Annotated in this window: 14 protein-coding genes; 8 read left to right on the top strand and 6 right to left on the bottom strand. The window is 64.4% G+C overall.

Annotated elements, in window-relative coordinates; all coding sequences use genetic code 11:
• Positions 1–90 precede the first annotated feature (90 nt).
• The 8 genes from FOY51_RS03410 to FOY51_RS03375 all read left to right on the top strand — a co-directional run bounded on the left by FOY51_RS03410 (position 91) and on the right by FOY51_RS03375 (position 11,323).
• Positions 91–657, top strand: a complete 567-nt coding sequence (locus tag FOY51_RS03410) for an NUDIX hydrolase (protein WP_149428749.1) — start codon at positions 91–93, stop codon at positions 655–657.
• Positions 654–3,068 (top strand): DUF6049 family protein, encoded by a 2,415-nt coding sequence (locus tag FOY51_RS03405; protein ID WP_149428748.1) that lies wholly within the window; start codon positions 654–656, stop codon positions 3,066–3,068. Before FOY51_RS03410 ends, FOY51_RS03405 begins: the two co-directional genes overlap by 4 nt.
• On the top strand, positions 3,065–6,916 hold the full coding sequence (locus FOY51_RS03400) for a murein biosynthesis integral membrane protein MurJ (RefSeq protein ID WP_149428747.1): 3,852 nt from the start codon (positions 3,065–3,067) through the stop codon (positions 6,914–6,916). Before FOY51_RS03405 ends, FOY51_RS03400 begins: the two co-directional genes overlap by 4 nt.
• Positions 6,917–7,138: 222 nt before the next feature.
• The gene (sigM, locus tag FOY51_RS03395) at positions 7,139–7,708 is read left to right on the top strand and encodes an RNA polymerase sigma factor SigM (protein WP_149428746.1); all 570 of its coding nucleotides are present in this window, start codon (positions 7,139–7,141) and stop codon (positions 7,706–7,708) included.
• Between the two features lie 117 nt (positions 7,709–7,825).
• Positions 7,826–8,530, top strand: a complete 705-nt coding sequence (locus tag FOY51_RS03390; protein ID WP_149428745.1) for an RsmA family anti-sigma factor — start codon at positions 7,826–7,828, stop codon at positions 8,528–8,530.
• Positions 8,531–8,675: 145 nt separating this feature from the next.
• Complete coding sequence (gene trxB, locus FOY51_RS03385; RefSeq protein WP_149428744.1) at positions 8,676–9,662, top strand: thioredoxin-disulfide reductase; 987 nt, start codon at positions 8,676–8,678, stop codon at positions 9,660–9,662.
• Positions 9,663–9,670: 8 nt separating this feature from the next.
• Positions 9,671–10,003 (top strand): thioredoxin, encoded by a 333-nt coding sequence (gene trxA, locus FOY51_RS03380; RefSeq protein WP_235916078.1) that lies wholly within the window; start codon positions 9,671–9,673, stop codon positions 10,001–10,003.
• Positions 10,004–10,132: 129 nt separating this feature from the next.
• Entirely contained in the window at positions 10,133–11,323 is a 1,191-nt protein-coding gene (locus FOY51_RS03375; RefSeq protein WP_149428742.1) for an N-acetylmuramoyl-L-alanine amidase, read from the top strand.
• Between the two features lie 72 nt (positions 11,324–11,395).
• On the opposite strand, the gene FOY51_RS03370 is transcribed toward FOY51_RS03375, so the two are convergent.
• From FOY51_RS03370 to yidC, 6 genes are all read right to left on the bottom strand, one after another.
• Complete coding sequence (locus tag FOY51_RS03370) at positions 11,396–12,112, bottom strand: GNAT family N-acetyltransferase (protein WP_149428741.1); 717 nt, start codon at positions 12,110–12,112, stop codon at positions 11,396–11,398.
• 208 nt (positions 12,113–12,320) lie between these two features.
• Complete coding sequence (locus tag FOY51_RS03365; RefSeq protein ID WP_149428740.1) at positions 12,321–13,361, bottom strand: ParB/RepB/Spo0J family partition protein; 1,041 nt, start codon at positions 13,359–13,361, stop codon at positions 12,321–12,323.
• A complete protein-coding gene (locus tag FOY51_RS03360) occupies positions 13,358–14,353 on the bottom strand; it encodes a ParA family protein (RefSeq protein ID WP_149428739.1) in 996 nt (331 codons plus the stop codon). The genes FOY51_RS03365 and FOY51_RS03360 overlap by 4 nt, the downstream gene beginning before the upstream one ends.
• 64 nt (positions 14,354–14,417) lie before the next feature.
• On the bottom strand, positions 14,418–15,092 hold the full coding sequence (gene rsmG / locus FOY51_RS03355) for a 16S rRNA (guanine(527)-N(7))-methyltransferase RsmG (RefSeq protein WP_149428738.1): 675 nt from the start codon (positions 15,090–15,092) through the stop codon (positions 14,418–14,420).
• 103 nt (positions 15,093–15,195) lie between these two features.
• Positions 15,196–15,828 (bottom strand): Jag family protein, encoded by a 633-nt coding sequence (locus FOY51_RS03350; protein ID WP_187776166.1) that lies wholly within the window; start codon positions 15,826–15,828, stop codon positions 15,196–15,198.
• Between the two features lie 76 nt (positions 15,829–15,904).
• The gene (gene yidC, locus FOY51_RS03345) at positions 15,905–17,044 is read right to left on the bottom strand and encodes a membrane protein insertase YidC (RefSeq protein ID WP_149428737.1); all 1,140 of its coding nucleotides are present in this window, start codon (positions 17,042–17,044) and stop codon (positions 15,905–15,907) included.
• Position 17,045 lies beyond the last annotated feature (1 nt).

Here is a 17,045-nt window from a genome sequence, read left to right as displayed (position 1 = left end):
GCAGCCTATGCGCTTCGGGCAGGTGAGTGCTTTTCGGGTGTCCACACCCAATAAACGCTCACCTGCTTCAAGCGCACTAGGATTGATCGGGTGTCTCCTGCCGAACGCGCCAACAATCGTCGCCGCCATTCGCGGCGACGGGCCGCGGTCACGGAAACACCGAAACCGCGGTTGCGTACAGTCCGCGAAACCTCTGCCGGGGGACTCGTTGTCGCAGGTCTCGACGGTCCACGGGATGCGTTGTGCGCGGCCTTGATCGGGCGAACCGACCGTCGTGGACGGTTGCTCTGGTCGTTACCCAAAGGGCACATCGAACAGGGCGAAACCGCTGAGCAGACCGCCATGCGCGAGGTTGCCGAGGAGACCGGAATCCGCGGCAAAGTGTTGGCGTCGCTCGGCAGCATCGACTACTGGTTCGTCACCGAGGGCCGGCGGGTGCACAAGACGGTGCACCACTACCTATTGCGGTCACTCGGCGGTGAGCTGTCGGATGCAGACATCGAGGTCACCGAGGTGGCGTGGGTGCCGCTGACCGAATTGGAATCTCGACTCGCCTACGCCGACGAGCGCAGGCTGGCCGAGGTTGCGGGCAAGTTGATCGACCGAATGGACAACGACGACACGCCCGGCGTGAATCAGGGTGTCAGCGGGGAATGACGGGAGTTCGTAAGCGATCCGCGGTGGCTGTCCTTGCCGCGCTCGCTCTAGCGCTGCTGCCTGCCGGTGGTGTCGCTACCGCTCTCCCGAATACCACCCACGATCAGCCCACGACATCGAACAACGACGACAAGTTTCTCGAACTCGCCATCGACTCGGTTGCGCCCAACGCGGTCACCACCACCAGCGATCCGTTCATCGTCGTTGCCGCTACCGTCTCGAACGTCGGCGATCGGGTGGTCGACGACGTCAGCGTGCGGATGCAACGCGCGCCTGCGATCACGCAGTCGACGCAGTTACGTACGTCGTTGCAGCGCGATCAGGAGAACTACGACGTGACGGGCAACTTCGTCACCGTCGCCGACAAGCTCAACGCAGGCCAGAAGAAGCAGTTCACCCTGACGCTGCCGTTGCGATCCAGCACCGCCGCCTCGCTCGAGATCAGTAAGCCCGGCGTCTACCCGCTGCTGCTCAACGTCAACGGCGCCCCCGATTTCGGCAGCGAGGCGCGCCTCGACGACGCCCGATTCCTCCTTCCGGTCCTCGGCGTACCGACCGACCCGACCGCACCGCCCGCGCCCCCGCCGGACCCCGATTCGACCGACACCGAACCGCAGCCCGCGCCGGGCGCCGCTGTCTCCGCCCCGACCAACACCCCGGTCGCGACCACGCTGCTCTGGCCGCTCGCCGACCGCCCCCGACTCGCCCCCGGCCAGCCTGGCTCGCTGGACCAGAAGGTGAAGCTGGTCGACGACGACCTCGCCACTTCGCTGGGCAAAGGCGGCCGCCTGGATCAACTGGTCAGTGCTCTGGAATTCGCACTCCGACCCAACGTGGACCGCGACGGCAAACTCGCGCAGAGCGTCTGCATGGCCGTCGACCCCGACCTGCTGATCACCGTCTCCAACATGACGCGCGGCTACCTGGTGCTCGCGGACAAGTCCGATCCCAACGGTGCGACCCGCGACGGGACCGGGGCGGCGGCAGCGTCGTCGTGGCTGGATCGAGTTCGCACCCTGGCCGACACCCACTGCACGTTGGCCGTCCCGTTCGCGCAGACGGATCTGACCGGTGTTCACCTGGCGAAGAACGCGGAACTCAGTCGTAGCGCGACGGTGACACCCGCTGACATCGTCGACAACATCTTGGCGACCACCAGCAAACGCAACATCGTCTGGCCTGCATCGGGTGCCCTCGACGACGACACGGCGACCCAGCTACGCACCCTAGGCAGCACCGTCGCACTGCTGCCGGGCAACGGTGTCGACACCGACACCGAGGGCCTGCCCGCGACACCCGATCTGGTCCGTCTGCCCGACGTGGTTGCTCCCGCCACCACCGACAAGGCCGATCCCGCGATGCATGCCGCCACGTACGACGTGTCGACCGCGGTCGCAATGGCCGCTGTCGGGACCGATCCGCAAACCCCGTCGTTCACCCCGGCCCGCGCCCGCTACGACTTGACCCAAGACTCCCGGGCGGCGCGCCTGCAGGATGCGTTGGGCGCGTTGAGCTGGTCGGCGCTGACGCCGGTGCCCGATCGGACTCGCTCCCTGCTGATCGCCCCGCCGCAGGATTGGGGAGTCGACGGCACCGAAGCCAGCGGGGTCCTGTCACAGGTGGCGACGTTGCTGCGGTCCGGTCTCGCAGTCCCCAGGACGGTCGACGACCTGGTCGGCAAGCAGCCCGACCCTCGCGCATTCCAGCTGGTCTATCCGCAGCAGGCCGTCGACGACGCGTCGCCCGACACCATTCGGACCAGGGCAGCGGAACAGGCAACCCGCATCGATCTCCTGTCGAACGCGCTGGTCGCCGACCCGAATTCGGATCTGACACCGGGCCGGTTCACCGCACCGCTGCGTGAGGATCTGCTGCGTGCAATGAGCATGTCCGGTCGTACCGACGATCGCCGCGATGCCTCGGATGCGGCCGGTCACACGCGGGTCGGCGCGACGACCTCGGCGCTGGACGGCATGTTCAAATCGGTCACCGTGCTGGCGCCCGGCGGGGTTTACACGCTGGCGTCCGAGCAAAGTCCGCTGCTGCTCGTGGCCCGCAACGACCTGCCCATCGGCATCAAGGTGAAGTTGCAGATCGACGCGCCCGCAGCCATGAAGATCACCGATATCGGCGAGCAACAATTGCCGCCGCGCGGAAGCCGTCAAATTCAGGTTCCCGCCGAGGTCAACGACTCGCGAAACCTCACCGTGGATGTTGCGCTCACCACTCCCGATGGTCACGCACTTGGCGATGCGACGACTGTTTCCGTACGTTCCAACGCATACGGCAAGGTACTGGCCATAATTACGGCATGTGCGGGCGCGCTGCTGTTGGTCCTTGCCGGCCGACGGCTGTGGCACCGGTTCCGGGGGCAACCCGATCCAGCCGACGAAGGGTTTGAGCGGCAATGACGGGAAGTAGCTACGGCGACGGCGGTGGTCGAGCCGCCCCGCCCACGCGGGTCGGGCAGGCACCGTGGGAGCGGCGCTATCGGTGGCAACCGCCGATCGCCGCCAGCCCGCCGCCCCCGCAGTACGCACAACCCGTTCGCATTCCCGCACGCAGACCCGCGTCGGGGCAAGAACTGCACGCCACTCCCGAGCCTCTGCCCGAGTCGGAACCCGACTCCGGCGCAAGCGCCAACCGCAGACTGCTCGCCTCGTCCGGCTCCATCGCCATCGCGACACTGACCAGCCGGCTCACCGGTTTTGCGAAACAACTCGTACTGCTGATCGTGCTCGGTGGCGCGATCACCAGTTCGTTCACCATCGCGATCCAGATTCCCAACATGATCTCGGAGTTCGTCCTGGGGGCTGTTCTCACCGCGATCGTCGTTCCGGTGCTGGTCAGGGCCGAACGCGAGGATGCCGACGGCGGCACCGACTTCGTTCGACGCCTTTTCACGATGGCCTTGGTGATGCTCGGCGCGGCAGCGCTCCTGGCAACGGCCGCGGCACCGCTGCTGATCGAACACATATTTTTGCCCGAGGACGGCAAGGTCAACTCGGCGCTGACGACCGCGCTGGCATTCATGTTGTTGCCCGCAATTCTGTTCTTCGGTCTGACGGCGTTGCTCACGGCCATCCTCAACACCCGCCAGGTGTTCAAGCCGGGCGCGTGGGCGCCGGTGTTGAACAACGTCGTCGTACTCGCGGTTCTCGGTATCTATGTCGCGATGCCCGGGGAGATCTCCCTGAATCCGGTCCGCATGGGCGATCCGAAACTCTTGGTGCTCGGGCTCGGCGTGACGCTGGGCGTGGTCGTGCAGGTGCTCAGCCTGGTGCCCGCGATCCGACGCGAGGGCATCAACCTGCGTCCGTTGTGGGGCCTCGACGATCGGCTGAAGCAGTTCGGCGGCATGGCTGTCGCCATCATGTTGTACGTATTGATCAGCCAGGCCGGTCTGATCTTCGCGAACAGGGTCTCCGCCGACGCGTACGCCGCAGGGCCCGCCATCTATACGAATGCGTGGGCGCTACTGCAGATGCCGTACGGCATCCTCGGCGTCACCCTGCTGACCGCGATCATGCCGCGGCTGAGCCGAAACGCAGCCGCCCAGAACACACCCGCCGTCGTCGACGATCTCGGTGTCGCCACCCGATTGACGATGCTGGCGCTGGTGCCGGTAGTGACCTTCCTCACCTTCGCCGGTCCGTTGGTCGGCGAAGCGCTCTACGGATACGGAAACTTCGGCGGCGACGCGCACGTGCTCGGTGAGGCCGTTCGCTGGTCCGCGTTCACGCTCATTCCGTATTCATTGGTGCTGATCCACCTCCGCGTCTTCTACGCCCGCGAACAAGCATGGACGCCCACCTGGATCGTCCTCGGCATCACCGGCGTCAAGATCGTGCTGTCCGCACTGGCCCCGTACGTCGCCTCGAGCGGCGAGCACGTCGTCAGCCTGCTCGGCGCGGTCACGGGTATCTCCTTCGCGGTCGGTGCCTGCATCGGCGGTTTTCTACTGCATCGCAGCCTGGGCGACCTGCAGATGTCGAATGTCGGGTCGACCGTGTGGAAGGTGATAGTCGCGTCGTTGGCCGGTGGCATCACCATGGCTATCGCCGATCGAATCCTGCATCTGAGCAATTTGACGACAACGATGGGCGGCCTCGGCTCGATCATTCGAGTCGCCTTCGACGGCGTCGTGATGCTGACGCTGACGTTTGCAGCCCTCTGGATGGCGAAGGTTCCGGAGATCCGCGCCGTCACGGTCGCCGTGACGAGGCGGGTCCGTGGCACGCCTGCGGAGGCACCGGAACCCGAATTCGTGCCGCGTCCCGCATACGACCCGATGTGGGATGCCAACACGATGGTGCTCCCCGTGATCCGGGCTGACGACGTTGGTGGTACCGGAGTGGGCCAGTTCCCGTACCCTGTTCGGCAGAGGTCAGGCGGGCGACCCAGCGGGGGCTCGTCTTGGTCATCAGCAGTAAATGAAGGAGTAAGGGTGAGCGACGACGCGAATGCCGGCAGGCCAGTCGGTGGTTCCAGTGTGGGTTCGTCTCCCGTCTCGTCGACGAACACCGGCGGGCTCACCGTGTCGAAGGATCCGCGATCCAACGGCGACGACCGCGCTCCGCGGCCCGCACAGGAACGCCCGAAGACCGACGCGCCTTCATCGTCTGCAGGCATGACCGGCACCAACGGTGACGCCGACGCGACCGTGACCAATCCGGCGCCGCCGCGTCGGGTTCCGCCGCCGCCAGCAAGCACTCCGCAATCGGACGATGCCGGTCGTCGGACACCTCGGGGACCCAAACTCATTCCGGGAGCCTCGGTGGCCGGTGGCCGCTACCGATTGCTCGCTCCGCACGGCGGATCGCGCGGTCTGAAGTTCTGGCAGGCGCTCGACACCAAGCTGGATCGCGAAGTCGCACTCACCTTCGTCGACTCCGAGCAGAAGGCAGGCTCCACCGAGGGCAACGACGGTCCGCAGGCAATCCTGTCGCGAACCCTGCGACTCGGTCGCGTGAACTCGCCCGGTCTTGCCCGGGTGCTCGACGTCGTTCGCGGTAGCTCGGGCGGCATCGTCGTCGCCGAATGGACTCCGGGTCGCTCGCTGCGTGAGATGGCGGAGACCAAGCCGTCCCCGATCGGTGCGGCTCGCGCCATCGGTGCTCTCGCCTCGGCTGCCGAACTCACGCATCGCGGTGGCGGCGCGCTCTCCATCGACCATCCCGATCGCGTCCGAATCAGTGTGGGCGGCAACGCAGTTCTCGCTTTCCCCGGCACGCTCGACGACGCCGATGCCCAGGGTGACGTGCGCGGGCTCGGCGCGATGCTCTACGCGTTGATCACTGCACGGTGGCCCATCGGCGGCTCCACCGGAGTCAGCGGCATCGCGGCGCCGGGCACCACTGTCGGCGGGCTCAAGCTGGCCGAGCACGGACCGGACGGTGCGCCCGTCGAGCCACGGAAGCTGCGCCCGGAGGTGCCGTTCGAGATCTCGGCCGTCGCCGTCCGCGCGCTCGAAACCAACCGCGGCGTGCGTACTGCGGCAACCGTGCAGCACGTGCTGGAGCAGGCGTCGGTAGTCGATCAGAAGACAGACCTGATGCCTGCCCTTCGGCTCGGCCAACGCCCGCCCGGCGCCACGGGTCACGCGCTCGCCGATCCCGAAGCAATCGCAGCCGAGCAGGCACGCTCCAACCGCATGATGATGATGCTTGCGGGCCTCGGCGGTCTCACCGTGATCATCCTCGGCCTCATCGGCTGGTGGCTGGCTAACTTCCTCGCAGGTGGCAGCTCGGATGCACCCCTGACCGATCAGAACATCGGCCTGACCACGCCCAGCGCTGCCCCGGCAGCGCCCGGCGGTGTGCCGATTCCCGCGACACAGGTCCAGGTCTACTCGCCGCAGGGCACCCCCGACGGCGTGGACTCGGTCAATCTGGTGCTCGACAACAACCCGGCCACGCTGTGGAAGTCCGACACCTACAGCCAGCCGTTCCCCGCTCTGAAGAGTGGTCTGGGCGTGCTGGCGACACTCGCGAACCCCACAAAGCTCACCAATGTCTGGATCAACTCGCCGAGCCCCGGCACCAAGGTCGAGATCCGGACCGCGCCGAACGACGGCCCGACGCTCGACCAGACCCAGGTGATCGGCACGTCCACACTGGGCGAGGGTGTCACCCAGATTCCGGTGAACACCGATCAGCCGACCAAGTTCGTGCTGGTCTGGATCACGCAGCTCGGTAAGGCCGCGAACAACCAGAACCAGTCGTCGATTGCAGATATGGGTTTCACCGGCACACCGTGACCTGAAGCTTCGGCTTCACCCCCGCTTCGCCGAATCGCCCGCCGTTATCGGTCTGTGTACACTCAGGTCGCGCTCTCTTGTCGGGGGGTTTCCTGGTACCTGTACACGTCGGTTCCAGATGTTGCGAAATTGCGTTCGGAGGTATGTGCCCGTCGGGGGCATACCACTGAGTGCATGGGTGGGGACCTTCACTGGTAGAAGCACGCGGTTCCCCCATGAGCAATGGACGGGGGTGGCGTCGTGTCGACCGATGTGGATCTATTGGCAGCGCATGCCGCCGGCGACACCCGAGCCTTCGCAGAGCTGATGCGCCGCCACTACGACCACCTGTGGCAGACCGCCGTCCGCACGTCGTACACGCGCGAAGACGCCGCCGACTCGTTGCAGGAAGCGCTGCTGTCCGCACACAGGACGGCAGCCGGATTCCGTGCCGACGCCGCCGTTCGCAGCTGGTTGCACACCATCGTCGTCAACGCGTGCCTGGACCGGATCCGCCGCAACAAGGTGCGCCCGACCGTGTCCTTTTCCGGTGACGAGACCGACGACCCCCGCGACGAGCGCGACTACATCGCCGACTTCGAGATGTCGCTGGTGGTGGACAAGGCGCTGTTCTCGCTGCCCCCGGAGCAGCGCGCCGCCTTGGTCGCGGTGGACGTCGAGGGTTACACCGTGTCCGAGACAGCCGCGATGCTCGGCGTTCCGGAAGGCACCATCAAGAGCCGCTGCGCTCGCGCCCGCGTCAAACTCGCAGACAGGCTGGAATTCCTGCGAGATCCGCGGAACCGAATCTGATTTCTTCGCGTCTTATCTAGTAGCAGGCAAGAAATGTCGATATCTCGACAGTCGTTTTCCGGATCTGCGCCGAATCTCTTGGAACACAGACGATCGATGGACAGGACGGAGGTTGCGATGACCACTCACCCGAACAAGCTGTTGCAGCCGCCGTTTTCGGTCGATCTGATCGCCGATCTCCACGCGGAAAACCTGCCCGCCGGGCTGGCCCCGCAGCTGTGGCCGCTTGCCCGCCGCGATCCCGACGCCTCCCGCATTCTCGCTGCGCTGGACAGGGTCACCGCCGAATTGAACGCCCTCGGTGGGGATCAGGGCGTGGCGTCGACCATCCCGCCGGAGGTCGCGAATCGCCTCGACCGCGCGCTGGGCTTGCTGCCGTCGACTGTGCGTCCGCTCGAACAGGCCCGCTCACGGAAAGCCGCGCGGTGGAAGTACCCGGCGGCTGCGGCCGCATCGGTCGCCGCGGTTGGAGCCTTGGTTTTCACGACCGTGGACCTGCGGTCGACAGGCCCGGTCCCGGATACGACGGCAGCTGTCGAACTGGGTTCCGATCTGCCCGCCGCGACGATGTTGAGTGCAATGGGTAAGAACGACGCGCCCGGCGGTTTGGCCGACAAGGCGTCGCTCACGCAGTGCCTGGCCGCGAACGACATCGAGGGCTCCCGCGCCGTGCTCGGTTCGACCACGGTTCGGTACCAGGGTCGCAATGCGCTCTTGGTGTTGGTCGCCGGTGTCACGCCGCCGAAGATCACAGCACTGGTCGTCGGCCCTGGCTGTGCACCCGGCGATGCCCAACAGTTGGCCATGACCGATATCGGCTGATCAGTTACAGCGACCGCCCGATCAGGACCTTCATCCTCTCGTTCCGCGACGTCGACCGACACGAGTAGCTTCGGCCATCCACGGGAACAACAACCCTTACCCTGTTGTTGATCGAGAAGTCAGATTCCCCTCCTGGAAGGCCCGAATGAGCACCCCTGAGACAACCGTCCGCGACTTGATCATCGTCGGCTCGGGGCCGGCCGGTTATACAGCGGCTGTGTATGCAGCTCGCGCCGAGCTCGCGCCCGTCCAGTTCGAGGGCACCCAGTTCGGTGGCGCACTGATGACCACCACCGAGGTGGAGAACTTCCCAGGCTTCCGCGAGGGCATCATGGGCCCCGACCTGATGGAGCAGATGCGCGAGCAAGCTCAGCGATTCGGTACCGACATTCGAACCGAAGATGTCGACGAGATCGATCTGTCAGGCCCGATCAAGACCGTGACGGTCAACGGCGAGGTCCACCACACGCGCGCGATCATTCTGGCGATGGGCGCAGCGGCCCGCTACCTCGACGTTCCAGGCGAACAGGACTTGCTGGGTCGCGGCGTCAGCGCCTGTGCCACCTGCGACGGCTTCTTCTTCAAGGAGCAGGACATCGCCGTGATCGGCGGTGGCGACTCCGCTATGGAGGAAGCCACCTTCCTCACCAAGTTCGCGCGCAGCGTGACCATCGTGCACCGCCGTGAGGAGTTCCGCGCCTCGCGAATCATGCTGGAACGCGCAAAGGCCAACGAGAAGATTCGGTTCGTCACCAACTCGGCTGTCACCGGCGTCATCGGCGAGAACAGCGTCACCGGTGTGACCCTGCGTGACACCGTGACCGGCGAAGAATCCACCCTCGATGTCACCGGCATGTTCGTCGCCATCGGCCACGATCCGCGCAGCGAGCTGGTCAAGGGCCAGGTCGACATCGACGACGCGGGATACGTGCAGGTCAAGGGATCGTCCACCTACACGAGCGTCGACGGCGTGTTCGCTGCGGGCGACTTGGTCGACCACACCTACCGCCAGGCCATCACCGCCGCGGGAACCGGATGTTCGGCCGCCATCGACGCCGAGCGCTGGCTCGCAGACCAGGGCGACCTCGCCGCCAACACCGTTACCGACGCACAGCTTTCCGCAACCCACTAGGAGTAAACGTGTCCGAATCAAAGAACACCATCACCGTCACCGACGCCTCGTTCGCCGACGACGTGCTCACCAGCGACAAGCCCGTTCTTGTCGATTTCTGGGCCGAGTGGTGTGGCCCGTGCAAGATGGTTGCCCCTGTACTCGACGAGATCGCTGCCGAGCACGGTGAGAAGCTCACCATCGCCAAGCTCGATATCGACGCGAACCCGGCGACGGCGCGGGACTACCAGGTGATGTCCATTCCGACGATGATCCTGTTCTCCGGCGGCAAGCCTGCGAAGCAGATCGTCGGCGCCAAGGGCAAAGCAGCCCTTTTGAAGGATCTTTCCGACGTAATCTGATCGTTCTCGACCTCGTGTCCGGCCCCCGATTTGCCGAAATCGGGGGTCGTTCTGCGACAATCGTTCGATGCGCCCGTCACCTCGGTGTGTCGCGCGCCACAATTGTCTCCGGTAGGAAGGCTTGGCAGCATGCATCGTCTCCGTAACGGCGACCACGGTCCTGCCGTCGCCGAGATCAGAGGCACTCTTGCCGGTTTGGGTTTTCTGCGCGACGCGCATTCGGCCGACGGTGTCAACGGCAGCTACTGGATCGCCCCCGATGCCGCGTTCGATCCATCGCTCGACAGCGCGGTTCGCGCTTTTCAGCAGCACCGCGGTCTTCTCGTCGACGGCGTGGTGGGTCCCGCCACGTACCGCTCGCTGAAAGAAGCGTCGTACCGGTTGGGTGCACGCACGCTCATCTACCAGTTGTCCGCCCCGCTCTACGGTGACGACGTCGCCACCCTTCAGCGCCGGCTGCAGGACCTGGGTTTCTATGTCGATCGCGTCGACGGCTACTTCGGACCGCAAACGCACGAAGGCCTCACCGCCTTCCAGCGCGAGATCGGACTGTCCGCGGATGGCATCTGCGGTCCGGACACCTTGCGTTCGCTCGATCTGCTCGGTGCCCGGGTGACCGGTGGCAATCCACATCGGATCAGCGAAGAAGAGCTGGTCCACCGGTCCGGCCCGCAGCTCACCGGCAAGCGCATCGTTATCGATCCGGGCCTCGGTGGCGACGATCACGGTCGCGCAGTCCCGACGGAGTTCGGTGACATGTACGAGTCCGAGATTCTCTGGGATCTCGGCAGCAGGCTCGAGGGCCGCATGGCAGCGACCGGCATGGAGACATTCCTATCCCGTCCGCATTCGGCGAATCCCACCGACGTGGAACGCGCGGAGACCTCCAACGCATTCGATGCCGATCTGATGATCTCGCTACGCTGCGCTGCCAACGACAGCCCCGCCGCCAACGGCGTCGCCAGCTTCCACTTCGGCAACTCGCACGGATCCACCTCGATGATCGGCCAGGTTCTCTCCGGGTTCATCCAGCGTGAGGTCGTTGCTCGAACATCGTTGCAGGACTGCAGAACTCATGGTCGTACCTGGGACCTGTTGCGCCTCACCAAGATGCCGACCATTCAGGTCGACATCGGTTATCTGACAAACGAATACGACGGCGCGGTGCTCACCAATCCGCGCTTCCGTGACGTGATCGCCGAGGCGATTCTCATTGCCGTCAAGCGGCTGTACCTGCTGGGTCAAGACGATCAGCCGACCGGTACCTACACCTTCGCCGAACTGCTCGCCGAAGAGTTGGCTTCGGCCGACCGCGGCTGATCTCGCGAGTCAGGGAACCCCGTCCTCCGCTGGACGTTGTGAGGGGACCCCATGCTCACGCGGTTCGCACGTTCAGTGCGCGCCCACTTTTGTTCGTTCGCCGATTTCGGCGACCGTCAACGCGGCTGCGGAGAGCAGCTGCTCGAGCGCGTGTTCCACATCCGCCTTCCAGCCGTGGTCACGATCCAACTCGAGGCGGAGCCGTGGGAATCGATGATGTGGCGCAACCACTTCGAATCCGACGCCCGTCAGGAAGTCTGCGCCGATCATGCACGATGCAGGCGAGCATTCCAGTGCAGCGGTGGCACGCGGGGTAGTGCCGACCGCTTCGTCGATCTCTTCGTCGGTCTTGTGTATCCCGAACGCTTCGATGGCACGGACGCCACGCCGGATCAGATCGGCCACCACGGCCTGCACCAGCCGACTTGCCAGCCCGTCCTCGTCGACCATCCCTGTGAGCCCGGCACCCCTGTCCAGATTGAGCGCTGTCAGCAGCACAGCGTCGGCACTGACGGGTGAGGTTGGGAACAGCCCGGCCCGTGGGACCGAACCAGGCGGCGAATAGATAGCGCAGCCGGCCGAGTGGCCGTCGACCGCTGCCACCTGACCGCACGATCCCCACTCGAGCAGAACGGTCGAGAGCCACGCTTCCTTCTCGAAGACCGGATCGGTGAATTCGCGCGACTGCACAACGACCGCCGGATCCATTTCCCAGAAGACGCAACGCCGAGAGTGGGTCGGCAGGCGGTCCAATCCGTCGAGAGTGAGGGCGGTGACGGTAATCGACACTGCTCCCTCACCCTCCAGACCCCGGACTGCTGTCTTCGAATCGAATTTCGTGTTCAAGAATAGGCGATCAGACTTCGCGGTCCCGGCGAAGCACGGCAATAACCCAAACACTTTGCACTGCAACGGTTTACAAGTATCGCCAAGGGCAATCAAGCTCGCTACGTCACAGTGACGTATCACCAGCGCCTAGTTATACCTTTCCAATACGTCACTGGTTACTTTCTTGCTTGTCGATCAGCCCAACGATCCGCTGCAGGTCGTCGACCGAGCCGAATTCGACCACAATTTTGCCTTTTCGCTTGCCCAGGCTCACCGTCACGCGCGTATCGAACGACTCCGAGAGGCGCTCGGCGACGTCCTGAAGGCCCGGCATCTGAATTTGTTTGCGTCGGGGAGCGGGCGTTGTCGAGGTGTCGTCGCCACGGTTTGCGAGCGTGACAGCTTCCTCGGTGGCACGCACCGACAGGCCTTCGGCGATGATGCGAGCGGCCAACAACTCTTGTGCATCCGCGCCGGAGTCGAGAGAAAGCAACGCGCGGGCGTGACCGGCAGAGAGAACGCCTGCCGCAACGCGTCGCTGCACCGGGATCGGCAGCTTCAAGAGGCGAATCATATTGGTGACGACGGGGCGCGATCGACCGATCCGCGTCGCAAGTTCATCGTGTGTGACGTCGAATTCCTCGAGGAGTTGTTGGTAGGCAGCAGCCTCTTCCAACGGGTTCAACTGGACGCGGTGGATGTTCTCCAAGAGAGCGTCGCGCAACATCGACTCGTCCGCGGTCTCGCGAACGATCGCCGGAATCGCGGCAAGACCCGCTTCCTGGCTGGCCCGCCAGCGACGTTCACCCATGACGATCTGGTAGCTGTCGGCAGCGATTCGCCGAACCACAATCGGCTGCATCAACCCGAATTCGCGGATCGAGTGCACCAATTCGGCGAGCGCTTCTTCTTCGAAAACGCTACGCGGCTGCTTGGGGTTCGGCTTGATCTGCTCCGGCGGGATCTCGCGATACGAAGCACCGGTGGGGGAGAGTTGCTCTTCGACGACCACGTTGCGTGCGTCTGCTGCGGGCGCCTGCGGATCGTTCTTCGATGTAGTCGAGTCCGCCGAGGTCGGAGCCGCGGGTCGTTCGACACCCAACATCACGTCCGCCGCCGCGCTACCCAGGCCGGGTGCACCGTTGGCGGGGCCGGTCGGGATCAGTGCGGCAAGACCGCGTCCCAGACCACCCTTACGCGTCTGACTCATCTGGCCACACTCTCCGTCTCGCTCTTCGTACGGGAAGCCAGTTCCCGGCCTGCGTCCAAGTAACTCATCGCACCACGTGAACCGGGATCGTAATCGAGCACGGTCATGCCGTAACCGGGCGCCTCCGAGACCTTCACGCTGCGCGGGATCACCGACTTCAGAACGGCATCGCCGAAGTGGTTGCGCACCTCGTCAGCCACCTGGTCGGCGAGTTTGGTGCGGCCGTCGTACATCGTGAGGATCACGGTCGACACATGGAGTGCGGGGTTGAGGTGCGCCTGTACCAGCTCGATGTTGCGCAGCAACTGGCCGACGCCTTCCAATGCGTAGTACTCACACTGGATCGGGATGAGCACCTCTTTGGCGGCCACCATCGCGTTGACGGTGAGCAGACCCAGCGACGGCGGGCAGTCGATCAAGACGAAGTCGATGTCCAAGCCCTCGAGCGCCTCGTCGGAGAGTGCTGTCTTCAGCCGACCTTCGCGGGCGACCATGGAGACCAATTCGATTTCGGCGCCGGCGAGATCGATCGTCGCGGGGATGCAGAAAAGCCGTTCACTGTGTGGGCTCGACTGGATGGCGTCTTTCGCCGCAACCTCACCGATCAGCAGCTCGTAGCTCGAGTCGATACCGGAATGGTGATCGACGCCGAGCGCGGTGCTGGCGTTGCCCTGGGGATCGAGATCGACGACCAGAACGGTGAGCCCTTGCAGGGCGAGTGCCGATGCGAGGTTGACCGCAGTGGTGGTCTTGCCGACGCCGCCCTTCTGGTTGGCGATGGTGATCATGCGGCGCTTCTTCGGCTTCGGCAGCGTGACCGAGTGCGGATGCAGCACCTGGCTCGCTCGCTGTGCGGCGGCTCCGATCGGCGTATCCGAAATCGAGATCCCTGTGTAGGCATTCGCTGCGAACTCGTCGTCGCGCGACTCCGACTCCTGCTGTGTTTCACGTGAAACTGTTTCACGTGAAACATCCGATGGACCACCCGACATATTGGCTCCTAACCAAGAACAGCAATCACTACGACTCGATGAGAATGTCAAACGTGGAAGACGTTCAGCGTCGTTGCCGGCGAGGAAGTCGTTCGGCCCGGACCACATAGGTCGGGGTGCCCAGAAGCTCTGCCCCACACTCGACGATCTCTAGCTTGCCAGCACCCATATGGGTAAGGGAAGCGTGATCGCGAGCGACTTCGTCCGATGCGCTCGAACCTTTCATGGCGAGCATACGGCCATGGTCTCGGATCAACGGCAACGACCACTTCGCCAGCTTCTCCAGCGGCGCCACCGCTCGCGAAGTCACCACATCGGCACCACCGACTTCCTTCACCACTCCGGGCTGTTCTGCTCGGCCGCGCACGATCACGATGTCGAGACCGACACGCTCGGTGAACTCGGCAAGGAAGAGAGTGCGTCGCAACAGCGGTTCGACAAGGGTGATTCGAAGGTCCGGTCGAGCGATCGCCAACGGAATTCCGGGAAGTCCCGCGCCACTGCCGACGTCGACTACCGACTCGCCTTCACCGAAGAGTTCACCGATCACCGCACAGTTGAGGACATGACGATCCCACAGGCGGGGCACCTCACGCGGACCGATCAAGCCGCGCTCCACACCGTCCGTTGCGAGCGCTTCACAATATTGGACAGCGAGGTCGAGCCGATCACCGAAGAGTTGCGTAGCGGCCGCGGGTGGCTCACGGAGCTCGTTCGAGTTTTGTTCCACGTGAAACATTGCCTTTCAGCGATCAGAACTACATCGATGTAACTTAGGCGCCTGAAACAGAAACGGGGCTCCCGGTCATTACGACCGGAAGCCCCGTCCACTCTCCATCCATTTACGCCTTGATGACAACCACCCGGCGCGACGGCTCCACGCCCTCGCTCTCGCTGGCGACACCCTCGATGCCCGCGACCGCGTCGTGCACGATCTTCCGCTCGAACGGAGTCATCGGCGTCAGCACCTCGCGCTCGCCCGACTCCAGCACCTTGCGCGCGGCCTCTTGGCCCTGTGCTGTCAGATCGGCACGACGCTGCGCACGCCAGCCTGCGATGTCCAACATCAAACGGCTGCGGTCACCGGTGGACTGCTGGACAGCCAACCGAGTGAGTTCCTGGAGTGCGTCCAACACCTCGCCCTTGCGGCCCACCAGCTTCGCCAGGTCGCGTCCGCCGTCGATGCTCACGATCGCGCGATCGCCTTCGACGTCCAGATCGATATCACCGTCGAAGTCCAGGACATCCAACAGCTGTTCCAAGTAGTCGCCGGCGATCTCGCCCTCTTCGACCAGATCGTCGTCGGAGTCGTCGTCTGCATCATCGGACTCCGGTGTCTCCGCCGCATCGCTAGCGGTGTCGGCAACATCGTCACCGACCACGGCCACGCTGGATTCCACATCGGACGCCGACCCCGTCGACTCCGACTTCGTTTCGATCTCTACTGCTGATTCGGTCGCCGCTGAATCTGTCACTGCCACGTCATCCCCTTGCTCTTCGATCTGTATGTGCTGGTTTGTGTGAAGCGGTCTGTCCTGAAGGCAAGGCGACTCAGCGTCGCTTCTTCTGATTGGCTCGACCGCGATTGGCGTTACCGCCGCTCTTGCGTTGCCCGGACGGCTTCTTCTGTCCGGGACGGTTCGCAGCCTTGGCTCCGGGCCGCGGCTTCGACGGGGGAGTGGCAAGGCTCTCGACCTCGACGCCGTCCGACTCCGACTCCACTGCCGAGTCCGACACATCATCGGTGAGAGCTGCCTTGCCCGCCGCCTTCGCCTGCGGCTTGGCACCCGGCTTCGGCGCGTTGGTCGCGCGACGCTCGATGGCTTCGGCCTTCTTCGCCTGCTCTTCTTTGTCGATCTTGCCGAAGACCAAGTGCTGCTGCGCGTAGGTCCAGATGTTGTTGGCGACCCAGTACAGCAGGATGGCGATCGGCAGGAATGGGCCACCGACCAGAACACCGAGCGGGAACACGTAGAGAGCCAGCTTATTCATGATCGCCGCTTGCGGCTGCGCGGCTGCTGCCTCGGTCTGTCGGGCAACGGAAGCGCGGGAGTTGAAGTGCGTCGCGATGCTGGCGATGATCATCAGTGGTGCCGCTACCAACGCGAGGTTGACCTTGCTCGGGATACCGAGACCTAGCGTCGCGTTCTCGAAGGCATGCATCTGATCGGTGGTGGTCGTGATGGCCGCCGAGATCGGTGCGCCGAACAGTCGAGCGTCGAGGAACGAGTTGACGTCCTGGACGCTGAAGCCATAGTTCGGGATCGTGCGGTTGACGGCGGGATCGAGGCCGAGCTGGCCGAACCCGTGACTCGTCCTGTTGAACGACCGCAACACGTGGTAAAGACCGATGAAGACAGGCGCCTGCGCCAGCACCGGCAAGCAACCCATGATCGGGTTGAAGCCGTGCTCCTTCTGGAGCTTCTGCATCTCCGTCGCCATGCGCTGCTTGTCTTTGCCGTACTTCTTCTGCAGCGCCTTGATCTGCGGCTGCAGCTCCTGCATCTGACGGGTTGTGCGCACCTGCTTCACGAAGGGCTTGTACAACACCAAGCGCAGGGTGAAGACCAGGAAGACCACCGACAGCGCCCATGCGATTCCGCTGGAGGGACCAAGGAACGGAATTGCACCGAACACCTTGTGCCAGAACCACAGAATCCACGAGACCGGGTAATAGATGAAGTCGAGCACG

This window comes from Antrihabitans cavernicola, from assembly GCF_008297975.1.
In the GTDB taxonomy this organism is placed as follows: domain Bacteria; phylum Actinomycetota; class Actinomycetes; order Mycobacteriales; family Mycobacteriaceae; genus Antrihabitans; species Antrihabitans cavernicola.
The sequence above is the reverse complement of the archived record's forward strand: the minus strand, read 5'-3'. Positions and strand labels throughout refer to the sequence as shown.

Coding starts and splice junctions, on each gene's coding strand:
- FOY51_RS03390 (WP_149428745.1), top strand. CDS start 7,826: ATGACCACTCACCCGAACAAGCTGTTGCAGCCGCCGTTTTCGGTCGAT.
- sigM (WP_149428746.1), top strand. CDS start 7,139: ATGGACGGGGGTGGCGTCGTGTCGACCGATGTGGATCTATTGGCAGCG.
- rsmG (WP_149428738.1), bottom strand. CDS start 15,092: ATGTTTCACGTGGAACAAAACTCGAACGAGCTCCGTGAGCCACCCGCG.
- FOY51_RS03400 (WP_149428747.1), top strand. CDS start 3,065: ATGACGGGAAGTAGCTACGGCGACGGCGGTGGTCGAGCCGCCCCGCCC.
- trxB (WP_149428744.1), top strand. CDS start 8,676: ATGAGCACCCCTGAGACAACCGTCCGCGACTTGATCATCGTCGGCTCG.
- FOY51_RS03360 (WP_149428739.1), bottom strand. CDS start 14,353: ATGTCGGGTGGTCCATCGGATGTTTCACGTGAAACAGTTTCACGTGAA.
- FOY51_RS03405 (WP_149428748.1), top strand. CDS start 654: ATGACGGGAGTTCGTAAGCGATCCGCGGTGGCTGTCCTTGCCGCGCTC.
- FOY51_RS03365 (WP_149428740.1), bottom strand. CDS start 13,361: ATGAGTCAGACGCGTAAGGGTGGTCTGGGACGCGGTCTTGCCGCACTG.
- FOY51_RS03375 (WP_149428742.1), top strand. CDS start 10,133: ATGCATCGTCTCCGTAACGGCGACCACGGTCCTGCCGTCGCCGAGATC.